This window comes from Blastococcus haudaquaticus, assembly GCF_900230285.1.
GTDB lineage: Bacteria > Actinomycetota > Actinomycetes > Mycobacteriales > Geodermatophilaceae > Blastococcus_B > Blastococcus_B haudaquaticus.
Genome location: NZ_OCNK01000002.1, coordinates 171,374 through 187,842, shown reverse-complemented (window position 1 = coordinate 187,842; position 16,469 = coordinate 171,374). Strand labels below are relative to the sequence as shown.

Genomic DNA, 16,469 nt, shown 5'->3' with positions numbered 1-16,469 from the left:
CACCCTCCCCCCGGGGGAAGGTCCAGATCTTGACCCTCCCGCGCCGGGAGGCCGCACCGTGGAGCCATGACCACACCGACCAGCATCCAGCCGGATCAGCTGCCCGCCACCATCCGCGGCTTCCTCACCGCGCACGTGACCCGGAACGCCGACACCGCCCTCCGCGCCTTCACCCCGACCGCTGTGGTCGTCGACGACGGCACCACCTACCGGGGGTCCGAGGAGGTCTGGCGGTTCCTCACCGAGTCGGGAACCGAGTTCAGCTACACCACCCAGCTCGTCGGAGCCGAGCGCGTCGACGAGGCGCACTGGGTCGCCGTGAACCGCCTGGAGGGCGACTTCCCCGGAGGCGTCGTCGAGCTCCGCTACCGCTTCGCCCTGGACGGCGACCTCATCGCCGAGCTCGTCATCGCGCCATGACGACGAGGGGCCGCGAGCAGTCACCCCTCGCCGCTCGGCAGGCTGTGCCAGGTGTCGTAGGCGACGGCGGCCGCGCCCTCGGTGTCCCCGGCGGCGCAGAGCCGGATGAGCTCCTCGTGCTGGGTGACCGACACGGCGCCACGGGAGCCGAACCGCATCCGTTCGGCGCGACGCACCGTGGGCGTGAACTGCTCGAGCACCGTCGCGACCGCGCGATTTCCGGAGAGGCGCACCAGCACGCCGTGCAGCTCGTCGTCGACGCGGACGGCGGCCTCCACGTCGCCGGACCCGACGGCGGCGGCGAACCGGCGGTTGGCGTCGCGCATGGCATCCAGGTCCGCCTCGGTGACCACGGGCACGGCCTCGCGGACCGCGAGCTCGTGCATCGCCGCGACGACGTCCCGGGCGTCCCGGACCTCGCGGACGTCGAGCGGGCTCACGACCGTCGACCGGCCCGGGTGGGCCAGGACCAGCCCGCTCTGTGCGAGGCGCAGCAGCGCCTCGCGGACCGGTGTCCGGCTGACCCCGAGCCAGGCGGCCAGCTCGAGGTCCTTGAGCTGTTCGCCGGGGGCGAAGGTGCCGTCGACGATCGCGTCCCGGAGGTGGCGGTAGACGTCGTCGCGGAGCAGACCGCGGTCCAGCCCGGGGTCCGTCGGGGGGATCGGCATGTGGGGCCTCTCGGGGCGGGAACCGGGTGCTCGCTGCGGAACGAAGAAGGGCGGAAAGAAGTCTTCCGGACCACCTATTCAGCATGCAATATATCGCATACCAGCAGCGTTGGCGGGGGACGGCGCACCTGGAGCCCAACGGACGGGCGAAGGAATCGTCCGCAACCCAGAGAGGACCGACCCATGACCAGCAGCACGCTCGACTCCCGCACCGGCACGACCAAGCCCACGGTGGTGCTCGTGCACGGCGCCTTCGCCGACTCGTCGAGCTGGAACGACGTGATCGCGCGGCTCCGGCAGGACGACTATCCGGTGATCGGGGTGGCCAACCCGCTCCGCTCGCTGCACGGCGACGCAAGGTTCCTGCGCGACGTCCTGGACGGCGTCGACGGGCCGATCGTCCTCGCCGGCCACTCCTACGGCGGCAGCGTGATGAGCGAGGCAGCCGACGGGCACCCGCAGGTCAAGGCGCTGGTGTACGTCGCCAGCTTCCTCCTCGACGAGGGGGAGAGCACCGGCGAGCTGGCCGGGAAGTTCCCCGGCAACGAGCTGGGGTCGGCGCTGCGCCCGGTGACCGTCCGCGGTCCCGGCGGGCAGTCCGTCGACGACCTCTACATCGAGCAGGAGAAGTTCCGGGCGATCTTCGCCGCGGACGTGCCGGCGGACGTCGCCGAGCTGATGGCCGTCACGCAGCGGCCGATCATCGGGGACGCGCTGGCCGACAAGGCGACCGCGGCGGCCTGGAAGACCATCCCGTCCTGGACGCTCGTCACGCTCCAGGACCTGGCCGTCCCGGCCGAGGCCCAGCGCTTCATGGCCGAGCGGGCCTCGTCGACCGTCGTCGAGGTCGACGCCTCCCACGCCGTGACGGTCTCCCGGCCCGACGTCGTCGCGCGGCTCATCGACGACGCCGCACGCGCGACGGCCGCCTGACCCAGGACGGGCCGGGTCCGCTCCGTCGTCTGGGCAGGGCAGCGGAGCGGCCCGGCGCCGACCCGGAGCAACCGTGCAGACCATCGATCTGATCGGCGTCTTCGCCTTCGGGGTCTCCGGAGCCCTGATGGCCGTCCGCCGCGACTTCGACGTGGTGGGCATCGCCATCCTGGCGGTGGTCACCGCGCTCGGCGGCGGGATCGTCCGCGACCTCGTGCTCGGCGACACGCCACCTCCGGCCTTCACCCGGTGGGAGTACCTGGTCGTGGCGCTGGCAGCAGCGGCGGTCACCGCCGTCGGGCACCGCGTGTTCACCCGGCTCGCACGGCCCCTGCTGGTCTTCGACGCGGCCGGCCTGGGGCTCTTCTGCGTGGCCGGTACGGAGAAGGCGCTCGACCACGGGCTCGCACCCGTGGCGGCGGCCTGCCTCGGGGTCACGACCGCCGTGGGCGGCGGCGTGCTGCGGGACGTCATCGCGCGCGAGGTCCCTGCTCTGGTCCGCGCGGACTCGGAGCTCTACGCGCTGCCGGCGGTGGCCGGAGCGCTCGTCGTCGGCATCGCCCCGACCGTCGATGCCGACAGCACGGCGCTGCCTGGGCGTCGCCGCCGCCGTCTTCGTCGTCCGCGTGCTCGCCCTGCGGCGCCACTGGCGCGGTCCGCGGGCACGAAGGCGGCGGTCCCCGGTCGGCCCGCCCCCGGTGGACCGACCCCCGACTCACTGACGGAACGAGAGGACACGAAGACATGACGAGCGACGAGAGGTACGACGTGGTGGTCGTCGGCGGGGGCGCCGCCGGCCTGGGCGGGGCGCTGGCCCTTGCCCGGGCGCGGCGCAGCGTGCTGGTGGTGGACGCCGGCACCCCGCGCAACGCCCCCGCAGGGCACGTGCACAACGTGCTCGGCCGCGAGGGGACGCCACCCGCAGAGCTCGTGGCGATCGGTCGCCGCGAGGTGGAGGGCTACGGGGGCACCGTGGTGGACGGCTGGGTCTCCGCGCTGAGCCGGGGGGAGGGCGACTTCCGCGTCGACCTGGCCGACGGGCGGTCGGTCCGGGCGCGCCGGCTGCTGGTGGCGACCGGCCTGACCGACGAGCTGCCCGACGTCCCGGGCGTGGCCGAGCTGTGGGGGAGGAGCGTCCTGCACTGCCCGTACTGCCACGGCTGGGAGGTGCGCGACCGGGCCATCGGCGTGCTGGGCTCCGGACCGCAGAGCACCGTCCAGGCCCTGCTCTGGCGGCAGTGGAGCGAGGATGTCGTCCTCTTCCCGCACACGGGCTCGCTGCCGACTCCGGAACAGCAGGAGCAGCTCGCGGCCCAGGGGGTGCGCGTGATCGAGGGCGCGGTCGCCGCGCTCGACATCACCGACGGGGCGCTCTCCGGCGTCCGGCTGACCTCGGGCCAGGTGATCGCCCGCGAGGCCCTCGTGGTGGCGCCGCGGTTCACCACCAATGCCGGACTGCTCGGCGGACTGGGCATCCAGCCGGTCGACCAGGTGGTGCACGGTGCCGTCCGCGGTACCCGGATCCCCGCCGACCCGACCGGCCTGACGGAGGTGCCCGGTGTCTGGGTGGCCGGCAACGTCGCCGACGTGACGGCCCAGGTCATGGCCTCGGCGGCGCAGGGGATGGCCGCCGCGACGGCGATCAACGTCGACCTGGTGTTCGCCGACGCCCAGGCCGCTGTCCAGCTGGGGCGGAGTCGGCAGAAGGCGTCGTAGGACGCGGTCGCGCGGCCGGGGAGCCCCGGCCGCGCGGCCCCCGCCCCACGTCCCAGGCCGGTGTCGTCCGTGCCGGGGTCGCGTGCCGGGGTCGCGAGCCGGGGTCGCGAGCCGGGAGGAGGGAGGACATGCTCGTGGTGCCGCCACCGGGACGTCGAACCGTGCGCCCGGACCACAGAGGGAGGGCCTACGTGAGGATCACCGCTGCCGTCGTCGAGGAACTGCACGGCCCGTTCGTCGTGCGGGAGGTCGACCTCGACGAGCCCGGTCCCGGCGACGTGCTGGTCAAGGTCGCCGCCACCGGCTTCTGCCACACCGACGGCATCGCCCGGGACGGCGACCTGCCCTTCCCGCTGCCCGGTGTGCTCGGCCACGAGGGATCCGGCACGGTGGTGGCGGTCGGCGACGGCGTCACCGGGGTCAGCGAGGGACAGGACGTCGTCCTCGGCTGGCCGTCGTGCGGAGCCTGCCGCAACTGCCAGGCAGGCGAGCCGCGCTATTGCCTGCGGATGGGGGAGCTGGTCGCCGGGGGACGCCGCCTCGACGGGTCGTCGGCACTGCGCGGCACCGATGGTTCCCCGCTGGCCAGCCACTTCTTCGGGCAGTCGTCGTTCGGCACCTACGCGATGGCCACCGCCGCCTCGCTGGTCCCGGTACCGGCGGGGCTGCCGGTGGAACTCATGGGTCCGGTTGCCTGCGGGCTGGCGACCGGCGCCGGGGCGGTCTTCAACACGCTGCGGCCCGAGCCGGGGAGCTCGATCGTCGTCTACGGCGCCGGCACCGTCGGCCTGGCCGCGGTGATGGCCGCCCGCAACTCGGCGGCGACCACGATCATCGCCGTGGACCGGCACGCCGCGAGGCTGCGGCTGGCCGAGGGACTGGGCGCGACGCACACCATCGACGCGACCAGCGCCGACCCGGTGCAGGCCGTGAACGACATCTGCGGCGGCCCCGCTGACGCGTCGCTGGACTGCACCGGCATCGTCTCGGTCATCCGCCAGGCGATCGACTCGGTGGGCATGCTCGGGACGGCTCTGCTCATCGGCGGTGCCCCCGCGGGGGCGGAGTTCAGCGCCGACCACCTGACCACGCTGTGGGGCAAGACCATCCGCGGCACCCTGGGTGGCAGTGGCCACGGCCAGCAGCTGATCGCCGCCCTGATGGACCTGCATGCCCAGGGGCGGTTCCCGTTCGACCAGCTGGTCCAGTTCTTCCCGCTGGACCGCATCGAGGACGCCGTCGAGGCCTCGTACAGCGGAGCGGTGGTCAAGCCCATCCTGACCATGCCGCACTGACCCCCGCCCTCGCCCCGACACTGGCTGGGGCGGGTCGGCGCGATCGACGGCCGCGCCCGGCCGGGCAGAGCGACCGGCATGACCGTCAGGACCGGGGCAGGCGGGCGAGGATCTCGGCGGTCGTCGCGTGCAGGACGCCCATCCGGGCCGCCTCCTCCAGGTGCAGCGGCTCCACACCCGAGATCGCGTCCTGGGCGATCAACGTCCGGTAGTCGTGCTCGCTGGCCCCGTACACGGTCGCCCGCGGACAGTTGGCGTAGTTGCAGCCGGCGACCACGACGGTGCTGACGCCGAGCGCACGCAGGTGGGCGTCCAGCGGCGTGCGGTGGAAGGCCCCCCAGCGCGGCTTCCACATCGCCCACTCCCGGGGGCCCAGGGGTTGCAACTGTCCGGCCAGCAGGTCGCGTGGCGACAGTCGGGCGTCCGGCGCAGGCCGCAGCTGGGGGGCGAGCTGCGACCCTGCGGAACCCGGGCGCACCACGGGGGCCCCGGAAGCGACGAGCGAGCGGCGCGGCAGGTCGACGTCGTCGCCCTCGTAGAGCCGGACGACGTGCACCACCGGGCGCGCGGCATCCCGGAAGCCACGCACGAGGCGCGAGATGGTCGGCACGACGGCGCTGGTGCCGGCAATGGGGCTGCTGCCCCCGTCGAGGAAGTCGACCTGCGTGTCGATCACCAGCAGCGCGGACCGTTCCGGCTCCGGGGCGATGTGCGGGTCGACGTCGGCCGGCCAGTGGGACACCACCGCACCTCCCGTTGAGCGGGCGACGTCTGCCGGAGGTCACCGAGGAACGATGCGGTTCCGTAGCCTTGACCTGCACCGACCCGGCCATCATGATGCCGCACGTGACGCAGATCACCACGCCCACCGCTGTCGGTCCACGCTCGGACGCACCCAGGCCGGGGGCCGCACGATGAGGCTGGTGTCCTTCCACGGGGACGGGGGGCTGCGGCTCGGTGTCGAGACGGAGGCGGGGGTCGCCGACGTCACCGAGGCCGCGGGGGACGGCAGCCGCGCGTCGGTCCGGTCGCTCGCCGGCGCAGGGCCCGAGGCCCTGCTGCGGGTGCGACAGGCGGCCGAGTCCACCTCCGACGTCGTCGCCGTGGAGCAGTTGCGGCTCGCACCCGCGGTGCCCGACGCCGGCAAGATCATCTGTGTCGGCCTGAACTACCGCAAGCACGCCGCGGAAGGCGGCATGCCGGTACCCGAGCGCCCCATCTACTTCGCCAAGTACGCGAACAGCCTTGCTGCCTCCGGGGAGGCGGTGGTCATCCCCGCCGTCGCGGAGAAGGCCGACTACGAGGTCGAGCTGGTGGCCGTGATCGGACGGCGCGCCCGGAAGGTGAGCGAGGACCGCGCGCTGGAGCACGTCTTCGGGTACGCGACCGGCAACGACCTGTCCGCGCGCGACCTGCAGATGCGCAGTTCGCAGTGGATGTACGGCAAGGCGATCGACGGCTTCGCCCCGCTGGGGCCGTACGTGGTCACCAGCGACGAGGTCCCCGACCCGCAGGCCCTCGACCTGCGGTGCTCGGTCAACGGCGACCTGCGCCAGGACTCCAACACCAGGGACATGGTCTTCTCCGTCGCCGAACTGGTCAGCGACCTCTCCCAGATCATGACCCTGGAGCCGGGGGACGTCGTCTACACCGGCACGCCGGAGGGCGTGATCCTCGGGATGCCCGAGCAGGTCTGGCTGCAGCCGGGCGACGAGGTGGTGTGCGAGATCCAGGGCCTGGGGCGCCTGGTCACCCCGTTGGTCGCCGACCCCGGCTGAGCGCTGTCCCGCTCCGCGGCCGCCGGCAAGCAGCACCGCCGTAGACCAGGGGGCACCACACCCGCACCATCGAGGAGGGCTCGTGGAACCGTCGATCCTGTCGCTGCTGCCGCCGCTCGTGACCATCGTCCTGGCGATCGCCACCCGCCGGATCCTGATCTCCCTCGGCGTCGGCATCGTGCTCGGTGCCCTGATGTACGCCGAGTGGGACGTCCTGGGCGCCCTGGAGTTCGTCTGGGAGGCTGCCTCGGGCCTCATCGTCGCCGAGGGTGAGATCGCCGAGGAGGTCTACATCCTCGTCGCCGTCGTCCTCATCGGCGTCCTCACCTCGCTGATCTACGTGTCCGGTGGTCTGCTGGCCTTCGCCGCATGGGCCGTGCGCCGGGTGCGCACCCGCAGTCAGGCGCAGTTCGTGCCGGTCGTCACCGGCATCGTGATCTTCTTCGACGACGCGTTCAGCAGCCTGGTCGGTGGCACGGTCAGCCGCTCGATCACCGACCAGCACCGGGTGTCCCGCGCCAAGCTCTCCTACCTGGTGGACTCGACGGCCGCCCCGGTGATCATCCTGGTGCCCATCTCCGGCTGGGCGGCGTTCATCGCCGCGACCATGACCGGCATCCTCGACGAGAACGAGGTCGGCGGGCTCAGCGGATACGAGGCCTACCTGCAGTCGATCCCGGCGATGCTCTACCCGATCACCGCCCTGCTGCTGGTCGTCGCGGTGGCGTGGTTCAGCATCGACATCGGCCCCATGCGCCGGCACGAGCGGACCGCCATCGAGCAGAACGTGCTGTTCGACGCCGCGCACGGCCTCCCGCCCGGCGAGACGGACCGAGACCTGCCGGTGCGCGAGGACGGCCGCGTCCGCGACCTGGTGTGGCCCATCGTCACCCTGATCGCGGTCACGGTGGCCGGCGCACTGTGGATCGGCATCGCCGGGGCCGAGGGCTCGCTGGCGCCCATGGACATCCTGGCCGCCACCGACGTCATCCTGGCGCTCTTCTACGGCACCATCGTGGCCTGTCTGGTGGCCGCTGCGATGCTGCTGGTCCGGCGGACACCGGGCCGCGTGATCGGCAAGGCCGCGGTGTCCGGGGTTCGGTCGATGTTCTTCGCGGCCGCGGTGCTCTTCCTCGCGTGGATCACCGCCGAGGTCATCGGGGAGCTCGGCATCGGCGAATACCTGGCCGGCGTGATCGACGAGGCCCTGCCGCTGGCCCTGCTGCCGGTCATCCTCTTCGTGCTTGCCTCCTTCATCGCCTTCTCCATCGGCAGCACGTTCGGGACCTTCGGTCTCCTGCTGCCGATCGCGGCCGAGATCGCGCTCTCCCTGGACAGCGCGCTGCTCATCCCGGTCTTCGGAGCGGTGCTCGCCGGCGCGATCTTCGGCGACCACACGTCGCCGCTGTCGGACACCACGATCCTGTCCTCGATCGGGTCCGGGGTGCACCTCATCGACCACGTGACCACCCAGTTGCCGTATGCCCTGGTGGCCGCCGCGGCTTCGGCGGTCGGCTACCTGGTCTCTGGCCTCACGGAGAGCACCGGCCTCGGACTGCTGGCTGCGGTCGTGGCCCTCGCGGTGGCTGTCCTCCTGCTCAAGGGGCACAGCGCCGCACGGGGTGCGGAGCCGCAGAGTGCGCCGCAGATGGGCGGCGTCCAGGGCTGAGGGGGCACCGGGTGGTCGGCCGTCCGGACCGGCTCACCGATCCTCCCGCTCCCCGCTGCCGCGGCGCACCAGACCGCTCTCGTACGCGCGGATGACGATGTGCACCCGGTCGCGCAGACCGAGCTTGGCCAGGATCCGGCCGACATGGGTCTTGACCGTCGGCTCGGCGAGGAACAGGCGTGCCGCGATCTCGCCGTTCGTGGCGCCGTGGGCGATCTCGACCATGACGGCACGCTCGCGTTCGGTCAGGGCAGCGAGCGCGTCGTCCTCGCCCAGCGGGGTGGGCAGGTCCGCGGCGACGTGCTCGAGGAGGCGGCGGGTCGTCGAGGGCGCGATGACCGCGTCCCCGGCGTGCACCGTCCGGATGGCGGCGAGCACGTCCTCGGCCGGGGCGTCCTTGAGCAGGAACCCGCCGGCCCCGGCCCGCAGGGCGGCGAAGGCGTGCTCGTCGAGGTCGAAGGTGGTGAGCACGACGACCTTCGGTCCCTCCGGGTGCCGGCGGAGCAGCTCCCGGGTCGCGGCCACCCCGTCGAGCTTCGGCATGCGGACGTCCATCAGGACGACGTCGCAGGTGGTCCCCGCGACGACGTCCAGGGCCTGCGCCCCGTCGGCCGCTTCGCCCACCACGCGCATGTCGTCCTGCGCGTCGACGATCATGGCCAGACCGGTGCGGATCATCGCCTGGTCGTCGACGAGGACGACCCGGATCTCGGGGGCGCTCACCGGCGCCCGCCACGGGCGCGGCCCGCTCCCGCGGTCGGGATCTCGCCGACGACCGAGAAGCCGCCCGACTCCGCCGGGCCCACGCTCAACCGGCCACCGACCAGGTGCAGTCGCTCCCGCATCCCGGTCAGCCCCCGGCCTCCGGCAGGGACGCCGTCCGTGGCACGGGGCGGCGTTCCCTGGTCGGTCACCTGCAGGCGGAGCGCCTGCCGGTCCCAGGTGAGGACGACCTCCGCCTCGACGTCGGGGCCGGCGTGCTTGACGACGTTCGTGAGCGCCTCCTGCACGAGCCGGTAGGCGGCCAGGTGCGCCGCCCGGTCCAGCGGCCGCGGGTCGCCGTCGATCCGGAGGGTCACCGGCTGGCCCGACGCGCGGATCTGCCGCACCAGCTCGGGCAGGTCGTCGATGGTGGGTTGCGGGGCCGCGGCGGCCGGGCCGGTGGCCGGGTCCAGCACGCCCAGCAGGGACCGCATGTCGGTCAGGGCCGTCCGGCCCGTCTCGGCGATCGTGGCCAGCGCCGTGGCCGCGGCGGCCGGATCCGTCGCCGCGACGTACCGGCCGCCTTCGGCCTGCCGCACCATGACCGTCACCGAGTGCGCCACGACGTCGTGCATCTCCCGGGCGATCCGGGCCCGCTCGTCCGCCGCGGCCTGTCTGTCCCGTTGCTCACGGTCGGCCTCGGCCCGCCGGGCCCGTTCCGCGAGGGCGGCGAGCTGGTCGGCCCGGACCCGGCGGAAGCGCCCCAGCGCCCACGCGGCCGTCACCGCGCCCAGCACCGCGACGGCCAGGAGGAGCAGCTCGCCGGCCCCGTCGGTACCGAGTGCCGTCGTGGGACCGGGGACGGTGGCCACCCGGACCGTGACCAGCAGCCCGCCGACGAGCCCGACCAGGAGCGACAGCTCCGGCCACCGCTGCCGGCCGTAGGCGCTGATCGAGTACGCGCCGATCAGGTAGGCGAGGCTCGACGGCAGCAGGACGGCGGGATAGGTGGTGGCGGGCGCGTCGTCGCCGGACAGGAACGGGGCCAGGGCCAACCCCAGCTCGGCCGTCGCGAGCACCAGGAACGCGGGAACCGGCGCCGACCGGCGGAAAGCCACCGCGAGGTGCAGGCTGCCGAGCAGGCACCAGAGTGCGACCGTCCACCCGCGGTCGAGGCCGGCGGCCGCCACCATGGTCACCGAGACCGGTGCGACCAGGCCCGCGAGGACGGACGCGAGCAGCAGGTCGGTCACCCACTCCCGGCGGCGGACCCAGGCGTCCACCCGCTCCATGGCCGCCCGGTCCGCATGCACGGCTGGAGCCTAGGCAGCGGGGGAGGGCGGCGGATCAGACCACGGTCCCTGCCGTCTCGTCCCGCGGTATCGGAGGCCGGATCCTGCGGTCCGATGTGGTGGCAGGGTGCCGGCGGCCAGGTTCGGAGCATGACATCGAACCCCACCCGGCATCGCACCTTCCGGCCCGCGCCCCGGCGTCCGTTCCCCGGGGAACGCCGACCGTCGCCGCCCGCGCCCCGCATCGTCGTCGTCGGCGGTGGCTTCGTCGGACTCACCCTCGCCCGGCGGCTCGAGCGGCGACTGCGCCGTGGCGAGGCGGAGGTCGTCCTCGTCGACGCCTCGCCGTCCATGACCTACCAGCCGTTCCTCGCCGAGGTGGCCGGCGGCCGGATCGAAGCGCGGCACGTCGCCGTGCCGTTGCGGACGACGCTGCGGGGGACCCGTGTGCTCACCGGACGGGCGACGGCGGTGAACCACGACCAGCGGCGGCTGCACGTCACGCTGCCCGACGGGACGACCATGGGGCTCGACTACGACGAGCTCGTCCTCGCCCCCGGGTCGGTCAGCCGGACGCAGGCCGTGCCCGGGCTCGCCGGGCACGCGATCGGCTTCACCACCCTCGCCGATGCCCTGCGGCTGCGGGACGCGGTGCTCACCCGCCTGGCCCTGGCCGCCGACACCGAGGACGTCGAACGGCGACGGGCGGCCCTGGCCTTCGTCGTCGTCGGCGGCGGCTACACGGGCGTGGAGGCAATGGCGGAGCTGCAGGACCTCGCCCGCTCGACGGCCCGCCGGTACCCGGGCCTGGACACCGGCGAGCTGCGCTTCGAGCTCGTCGAGACCGACGCCGAGATCATGCCGGAGTTGCCGTCGCGCCTCGGGGCCTACACCCGTGCCCGCCTGGCCGGCAGCGGGATCACCGTGCGTTTGAAGACGCAGGTCACCTCGATGGTCGACGGCCTGGTGGAGCTCTCCGACGGCGAGCGGTTCCGCGCCGACACGGTCGTGTGGGCAGCCGGCGTCCGGGGCAACCCGCTCCTCGCGCGGATCGGCCTGCCGGTCGATCCCCGGGGCAGGCTGCGCACCCGCCCGACCCTGCAGGTGGACGGGGTGGCGCACCTGTGGGCCGCCGGCGACGGCGCGGCCGTACCCGACCTCGCCGCAGCCGGGCCGGCGGACGTCTCGGCTCCGATGTGCGGCGCGACCGCCCAGCACGCGGTGCGGCAGGCGAAGGTGCTGGCGCGGAACCTCCTCGCCACGCTGCGCGGCCGGGACCTGGTCGAGTACCGGCACCGGGACGCCGGCTCGGTGGCCGGCCTGGGACTGCACCGCGGGGTCGCCCGCATCTACGGGGTGCCGCTGCGCGGGCTGCCCGCCTGGCTGCTGCACCGCGTCTACCACCTGGCGATGATGCCGACCTGGGGGCGCAAGGAGCGGATCGTGCTGGACTGGACCGCGGCACTCCTCGGCCGCCGCGATCTGACGGCAGCGGACCTGGTGCCGGGCGGCCTCGCCGCACGCACCGACGCCCGCGCGGAGGTGCCGGCATGACCGCGCCGGTGTCGCCCACGGCGACCTCCCGGATCGCCGTCTCGACGGCGGCCTGGGCGCTGTCCTGTGCCGCGCTGGGCCTGTGGTGGCTGCTGGAGCCGGGCGCCTACGTCCTCGACGACGTCACGAACGAGCCGACGTCGCTGATGATGGTGCTCTCCCCGGCAGCCGGATCCCTGCTGTTCCTCGTGCTCGGCCTCCTGGGCGCAGGACTGGCCGTCTCGCTGGTGCAGGCGGGAACGGGCAGCGCCGGTCGGCGGGCGCTCGCGGCGGGCGGGGCCGGGTTCGCGGTGTTCTTCGGCGTGGTCGTCCCCGACCTGCAGGTGCTCAGCCTGCTCGGCTACGCGCTGGCGATCCTCGGGGGTCCGATCCTCGTCGCGATCCTCCTGGCCGGATCACGTCGGCACCGGCGGAACCACCTGGTCCTGGCGCTGATGGCCGCGGTCGTCGGCATCGGTGTCGGAACGGGGCAGATCGGGGCGCCGACGGTCGAGCTGTTCCGCAACATCCGCGACGGGCTGGCCACCGTGGGGCCGCGCCCGCTGGTGCTCGCGTTCATGCTCGCCGGCGGCCTGCTCTTCGCCGCCACGACCGTGACCGCTGTGCACTCAGCGGACGGACACGGCGACTCCCCGGAGCGGCTGCGGCGGTGGGGCCGGCGCGCCACCATCCTGGCCGCGGTGTGCCCGCTGCCCTACGCCCTCCTCCGGATGACCTGGCTGACGCCGTGGCCGCAGGGGCTGGGGGAGGGGCACGAGGAGATGCTCGACGACGGCGTCCGGGTGTTCGGCGTCTCCCTGGGCCTCGCCGCGGTCGGCGGTGCCTGGCTGACCCTCGGCTTGATCTCCCGCTGGGGCGAGGTGTGGCCGGCCTGGCTGCCCGGGCTCCGCGGCCGGCCGGTCCCCGTGCTCGCCGCGGTCGTGCCCGCCTCCGTGGTGGCCCTGGCGCTCAGCGCCGCGTCCGTCAGCCTGGTCGTGATGTCGCTGCAGAACGACGTGCTGTGGCTGCTCCTCATGCTCCCGGCACCGATCTGGGGTCCGGCTCTGGGCCTCGCCACGTATGCCTACTACCGGCGCCGCACCGCTCCGACCGGAGATCCGCGGGCCCTGAGCCGGCAGCCGGCGCCGGACGCCCGGGTCACCTGAGTCGCCGGACCGCCGGTCGCCCACCGTCCGTCCCGGCCCCGCCGGCACCGTCGACCGGCACAGGGGGCGCCGTCGGGTGGTCGCTGGCAGGGTGGAGGGCATGGTGGATGCCTCTCCCGTCGTCGTGGTGACCGGCGCGAACGGTCTGGTGGGCACCGCGGTGTGCCGGGCGCTCGTCGAGCGGTCGGCGCAGGTGCGGGCCGTCGTCCGCCGCGCCGGCAGCGCGCCTGCGCTCGACGGGGTCACCGAGCACGTCGGGAACTTCGCCGACGAGTCCCTCGCCCGCACGGTGACCCAGGGCGCCGACGCGGTGGTCACGACCGTCCACCCGATGGGCTCCCCCCGGGAGGTGCAGCACCGGGTGGGCGTCGAGGGCACGCCGGTCCTCGCCCGCGCCGCCCGGGACGCCGGAGTCGCCCGCCTCGTGCACGTGTCCACGGCCGGGGTGTACGACCGGTCGGCCGGCGTCGGCGACGTGGCCGAGGACGGTGCCCTCGTGCCCGAGGGGAGCGACGACTACGCCGACACCAAGAACGCCACCGACGCCGCGCTGGCGCAGGTGGGCGGGCTGACGACCGTGCTGGTCCGACCGCCGGCGGTCATGGGCGCCGGTGAGACCTCGATCTGGAACTCGCTGCGACCGCAGGACGTCCGCGGCGGTGGGCTCCGGGTGAACCCGGCGAAGACCTGGGGCTGGGTGCACGTCGACGACCTGGCGGCCCTGATCGCCGACGTCGCCACGGGCGCGGTCGCGACGGCCGACGATCCGGAGCGGGGTCCCGTGGCCGGGAGCACGACCGCGGTCATCGTCGCTGGTGAGCCTGCGACGTGGCGGGACTACCTGGGCACGGTGACCGACGCGCTGGGTGTCGAGCCCGAGTGGTCGGACGAGCCGGTCTGGACCGGGCAGCTGCGCTCGGACCGCGCGAGGGGCTGGGGCTGGGCGCCGCGGGTGAGCCTCGCGCAGGCGATGGACGAGCTCCGGCAGGGCCTGACGACTCGCGGCTGACAGCGTCGGGGTCTCCCCGAGGCCCGGTCCCGGTCGGCGGCCCGGCCGTGGGCGCTGACCGGGCGTCCGTCAGCGAGGACCGGGTCCGCGGTCGGGGTCGGGGCCGGCACGCAGGGCGTTCGCGGGTCGCCGTCGGTCCTCGAAGAGGTAGCCACTGACGAGTTGCTCGGCGGTGGAGGAGGTGGCGGAGAACCCGGTGACCGCCGGGACGAGGTGCCTTGCCGCTCCGCCCGCAGCAAGAACGTTGTGAGTTCGCAAACGTTTCACGTCCCGGACAGTTGCAAGGCCGTTAGTATCTCCGGGTGCCCCATCGACCTGACGAGCTCGACGACGTGCTCGTGGACTTCGTGACGCGGCTGATGAGCGGAGGCGAGTCCGACGGGCTCGACGCGCTGATCGGGAGCGACCTGTCGTTCTCGCAGGCACGCACGCTGTTCCTGCTGGCCAAGACGGCCGAGTCGATGCCCATCCACGCCATCGCCGAGGGCCTCGGTCTCTCGGTGGCTGCTGCGGGACGCAACGTCGACCAGCTCCTCGGTCTGCACATGGTCGAGCGGCGGGAGAGCACGAGCGACCGGCGGGTCAAGCTCGTGTCGCTGACGTCGACCGGCGAGCAGCTCGTGGCCCAGCACGTCGAGGCCAAGCGCGAGTCGGTCAAGGCGTTCACGCGCGCCCTTCCCCCGGAGCAGCGCGATCAGCTGCACCGGGCACTCACGGACATCCTCGCGGGCGGCGTCCTCCGCCCACGTACAGACCAGGAGAACTGCCTGTGACCAGCCAAGCCCCGCCGACCGGGCCGGCGTACCCCGAGAAGATCGACGGAGCGGTCCTCAAGATCGCCGGTGTCGTCGTCCTCGGCGCCATCATGTCGATCCTCGACATCACGGTGGTCAGCGTCGCGCTGCCGACCTTCCAGGACGTCTTCGACGCCACCTACGCGACGGTCGCCTGGACCATGACGGCGTACACGCTGGCTCTCGCCACCGTCATCCCGCTCACCGGCTGGGCCGCGGACCGCTTCGGGACGAAGCGCCTCTACCTCGCGGCCCTGTTCCTCTTCACCGCCGGGTCCGTGCTGTGCGCGATCGCCACCTCGGTCGAGATGCTCATCGCCTTCCGCGTCCTGCAGGGTCTCGGCGGCGGCATGCTCATGCCGCTGGGCATGACGATCCTGACCCGCGCGGCAGGCCCCGACCGCATCGGCCGACTCATGGCCGTGCTCGGCATCCCCATGCTGCTCGGCCCCATCACCGGCCCGATCCTCGGCGGCTGGCTCATCGACATCGCCTCGTGGCACTGGATCTTCCTGATCAACCTGCCCATCGGGATCGCCGCTCTCGTGTACTCGCTGCGGGTGCTTCCCAAGGACGAGCCGAGCACCACGGAGCCGTTCGACTTCCTGGGCATGCTGCTGCTGTCGCCCGGCCTCGCCCTCTTCCTGTTCGGCGTCTCCTCGATCGCCGAGGGCGGCGAGGGTGCTTCCTTCGGCCCGAGGGTGTGGATCTCGGGCACTCTCGGCGTGCTGCTGATCATCACCTTCGTCCTCCACGCCCTGCGGGCGGAGAAGCCGCTGATCGATCTGCGCCTGTTCAAGAACCGCCGCCTCACGATCGCCACGGTGTCGATGTTCGTCTTCGTCATCGCGTTCATGGGTGCCGGCCTGCTGTTCCCGTCCTACTTCCTGCAGGTGCGCGGGGAGACGACGCTGATGGCCGGTCTGCTGATCGCCCCGCAGGGCCTGGGCGCCATGGTGACGATGCCCATCGCCGGCATCCTCGCCGACAAGGTGCCGATCGGTCGCACCGTGCCGGTCGCCCTGCTGGTGATGGCGAGTGGGTTCTTCGTCTTCACGCAGGTCGGCGCCGACACGTCCTACCTGGTGCTGTGCAGCGCGCTGTTCGTGATGGGTCTCGGCATGGGCGGCACGATGATGCCGATCATGACCTCGGCGCTGAAGTCGCTGACCAACTCCGAGGTCGCCCGCGGCTCGACGCTGGTCAACATCGTCCAGCAGATCGGTGGGTCCATCGGTACCGCCGTGCTGGCCGTGGTCCTGACCAACCAGCTCACGTCCACGCCGTCGGGCCCGGTGGAGCCGCTGGAGTTCATGGCCGACGGCTTCGGGGCGACGTTCACCGTCGCGTTCGTCCTGATCCTCCTCGCGCTGATCCCGGTCGCGTTCCTTCCCCGCAAGAAGGAGCGGTCGCACCTGCTCGACGACGAGGACGGCGCGACCGCGACGCCGGTGATGATGCACTGACCCAGCGGCACGACGCAGCGACGGCCCC

Annotated in this window: 16 protein-coding genes; 12 read left to right on the top strand and 4 right to left on the bottom strand. The window is 73.3% G+C overall.

All coding sequences use genetic code 11. The features are described from left to right. Nucleotides 1–66 precede the first annotated feature (66 nt). Nucleotides 67–420, top strand: coding sequence for a nuclear transport factor 2 family protein (locus CRP30_RS07505; protein WP_097183345.1), 354 nt, complete (start codon nucleotides 67–69; stop codon nucleotides 418–420). 20 nt (nucleotides 421–440) lie between these two features. On the opposite strand, the gene CRP30_RS07500 is transcribed toward CRP30_RS07505, so the two are convergent. Next, the gene (locus tag CRP30_RS07500) at nucleotides 441–1,088 is read right to left on the bottom strand and encodes a GntR family transcriptional regulator (RefSeq protein WP_097183344.1); all 648 of its coding nucleotides are present in this window, start codon (nucleotides 1,086–1,088) and stop codon (nucleotides 441–443) included. Between the two features lie 183 nt (nucleotides 1,089–1,271). Here CRP30_RS07500 and CRP30_RS07495 point away from each other — a divergent pair, with 183 nt between their 5' ends. From CRP30_RS07495 to CRP30_RS07480, 4 genes are all read left to right on the top strand, one after another. Beyond that, a complete protein-coding gene (locus CRP30_RS07495; RefSeq protein WP_097183343.1) occupies nucleotides 1,272–2,021 on the top strand; it encodes an alpha/beta fold hydrolase in 750 nt (249 codons plus the stop codon). Nucleotides 2,022–2,094: 73 nt separating this feature from the next. Then, nucleotides 2,095–2,769: a trimeric intracellular cation channel family protein gene (locus CRP30_RS07490; protein WP_235003252.1), complete on the top strand. Its 675-nt coding sequence runs from the start codon at nucleotides 2,095–2,097 to the stop codon at nucleotides 2,767–2,769. Next, nucleotides 2,766–3,737 (top strand): NAD(P)/FAD-dependent oxidoreductase, encoded by a 972-nt coding sequence (locus CRP30_RS07485; RefSeq protein WP_097183342.1) that lies wholly within the window; start codon nucleotides 2,766–2,768, stop codon nucleotides 3,735–3,737. The genes CRP30_RS07490 and CRP30_RS07485 overlap by 4 nt, the downstream gene beginning before the upstream one ends. Nucleotides 3,738–3,928: 191 nt before the next feature. Continuing rightward, the gene (locus tag CRP30_RS07480) at nucleotides 3,929–5,032 is read left to right on the top strand and encodes an NAD(P)-dependent alcohol dehydrogenase (RefSeq protein ID WP_097183341.1); all 1,104 of its coding nucleotides are present in this window, start codon (nucleotides 3,929–3,931) and stop codon (nucleotides 5,030–5,032) included. 85 nt (nucleotides 5,033–5,117) lie between these two features. Here the strand turns inward: CRP30_RS07480 and CRP30_RS07475 are convergent, their stop codons facing one another. After that, complete coding sequence (locus CRP30_RS07475; protein WP_097183340.1) at nucleotides 5,118–5,774, bottom strand: cysteine hydrolase family protein; 657 nt, start codon at nucleotides 5,772–5,774, stop codon at nucleotides 5,118–5,120. Nucleotides 5,775–5,955: 181 nt separating this feature from the next. On the opposite strand from CRP30_RS07475, the gene CRP30_RS07470 reads away from it, so the two are divergent. Then, on the top strand, nucleotides 5,956–6,810 hold the full coding sequence (locus CRP30_RS07470) for a fumarylacetoacetate hydrolase family protein (protein WP_200814607.1): 855 nt from the start codon (nucleotides 5,956–5,958) through the stop codon (nucleotides 6,808–6,810). A gap of 82 nt (nucleotides 6,811–6,892) precedes the next feature. Further along, nucleotides 6,893–8,479, top strand: a complete 1,587-nt coding sequence (locus CRP30_RS07465; protein WP_097183338.1) for a Na+/H+ antiporter NhaC family protein — start codon at nucleotides 6,893–6,895, stop codon at nucleotides 8,477–8,479. A 33-nt stretch (nucleotides 8,480–8,512) separates the two neighbouring features. Here CRP30_RS07465 and CRP30_RS07460 read toward each other — a convergent pair whose 3' ends face one another. Together CRP30_RS07460 and CRP30_RS07455 are read right to left on the bottom strand one after the other, a co-directional pair. Continuing rightward, nucleotides 8,513–9,202, bottom strand: coding sequence for a response regulator transcription factor (locus tag CRP30_RS07460; RefSeq protein WP_200814606.1), 690 nt, complete (start codon nucleotides 9,200–9,202; stop codon nucleotides 8,513–8,515). Continuing rightward, nucleotides 9,199–10,494 carry a sensor histidine kinase gene (locus tag CRP30_RS07455; RefSeq protein WP_143278417.1) on the bottom strand — a complete coding sequence of 432 codons (1,296 nt, stop codon included), beginning with the start codon at nucleotides 10,492–10,494 and terminating at the stop codon, nucleotides 9,199–9,201. The genes CRP30_RS07460 and CRP30_RS07455 overlap by 4 nt, the downstream gene beginning before the upstream one ends. Nucleotides 10,495–10,623: 129 nt before the next feature. Here CRP30_RS07455 and CRP30_RS07450 point away from each other — a divergent pair, with 129 nt between their 5' ends. The 5 genes from CRP30_RS07450 (at nucleotide 10,624) to CRP30_RS07430 (ending at nucleotide 16,441) form a co-directional block, all read left to right on the top strand. Then, complete coding sequence (locus tag CRP30_RS07450; RefSeq protein WP_159961596.1) at nucleotides 10,624–12,027, top strand: NAD(P)/FAD-dependent oxidoreductase; 1,404 nt, start codon at nucleotides 10,624–10,626, stop codon at nucleotides 12,025–12,027. Beyond that, on the top strand, nucleotides 12,024–13,172 hold the full coding sequence (locus tag CRP30_RS07445; protein ID WP_097183335.1) for a hypothetical protein: 1,149 nt from the start codon (nucleotides 12,024–12,026) through the stop codon (nucleotides 13,170–13,172). Before CRP30_RS07450 ends, CRP30_RS07445 begins: the two co-directional genes overlap by 4 nt. A gap of 100 nt (nucleotides 13,173–13,272) precedes the next feature. After that, nucleotides 13,273–14,181 carry an NAD-dependent epimerase/dehydratase family protein gene (locus CRP30_RS07440; protein ID WP_097183334.1) on the top strand — a complete coding sequence of 303 codons (909 nt, stop codon included), beginning with the start codon at nucleotides 13,273–13,275 and terminating at the stop codon, nucleotides 14,179–14,181. Nucleotides 14,182–14,483: 302 nt separating this feature from the next. Next, nucleotides 14,484–14,954 (top strand): MarR family winged helix-turn-helix transcriptional regulator, encoded by a 471-nt coding sequence (locus tag CRP30_RS07435; RefSeq protein WP_097183333.1) that lies wholly within the window; start codon nucleotides 14,484–14,486, stop codon nucleotides 14,952–14,954. Further along, nucleotides 14,951–16,441: a DHA2 family efflux MFS transporter permease subunit gene (locus CRP30_RS07430; protein WP_097183332.1), complete on the top strand. Its 1,491-nt coding sequence runs from the start codon at nucleotides 14,951–14,953 to the stop codon at nucleotides 16,439–16,441. Before CRP30_RS07435 ends, CRP30_RS07430 begins: the two co-directional genes overlap by 4 nt. Nucleotides 16,442–16,469: the final 28 nt, after the last annotated feature.

Bases quoted from the DNA above. Each gene is read 5' to 3' on its own strand.
- CRP30_RS07505 (WP_097183345.1), top strand. From the start codon at position 67: ATGACCACACCGACCAGCATCCAGCCGGATCAGCTGCCCGCCACCATC.
- CRP30_RS07500 (WP_097183344.1), bottom strand. From the start codon at position 1,088: ATGCCGATCCCCCCGACGGACCCCGGGCTGGACCGCGGTCTGCTCCGC.
- CRP30_RS07495 (WP_097183343.1), top strand. From the start codon at position 1,272: ATGACCAGCAGCACGCTCGACTCCCGCACCGGCACGACCAAGCCCACG.
- CRP30_RS07485 (WP_097183342.1), top strand. From the start codon at position 2,766: ATGACGAGCGACGAGAGGTACGACGTGGTGGTCGTCGGCGGGGGCGCC.
- CRP30_RS07450 (WP_159961596.1), top strand. From the start codon at position 10,624: ATGACATCGAACCCCACCCGGCATCGCACCTTCCGGCCCGCGCCCCGG.
- CRP30_RS07445 (WP_097183335.1), top strand. From the start codon at position 12,024: ATGACCGCGCCGGTGTCGCCCACGGCGACCTCCCGGATCGCCGTCTCG.
- CRP30_RS07440 (WP_097183334.1), top strand. From the start codon at position 13,273: ATGGTGGATGCCTCTCCCGTCGTCGTGGTGACCGGCGCGAACGGTCTG.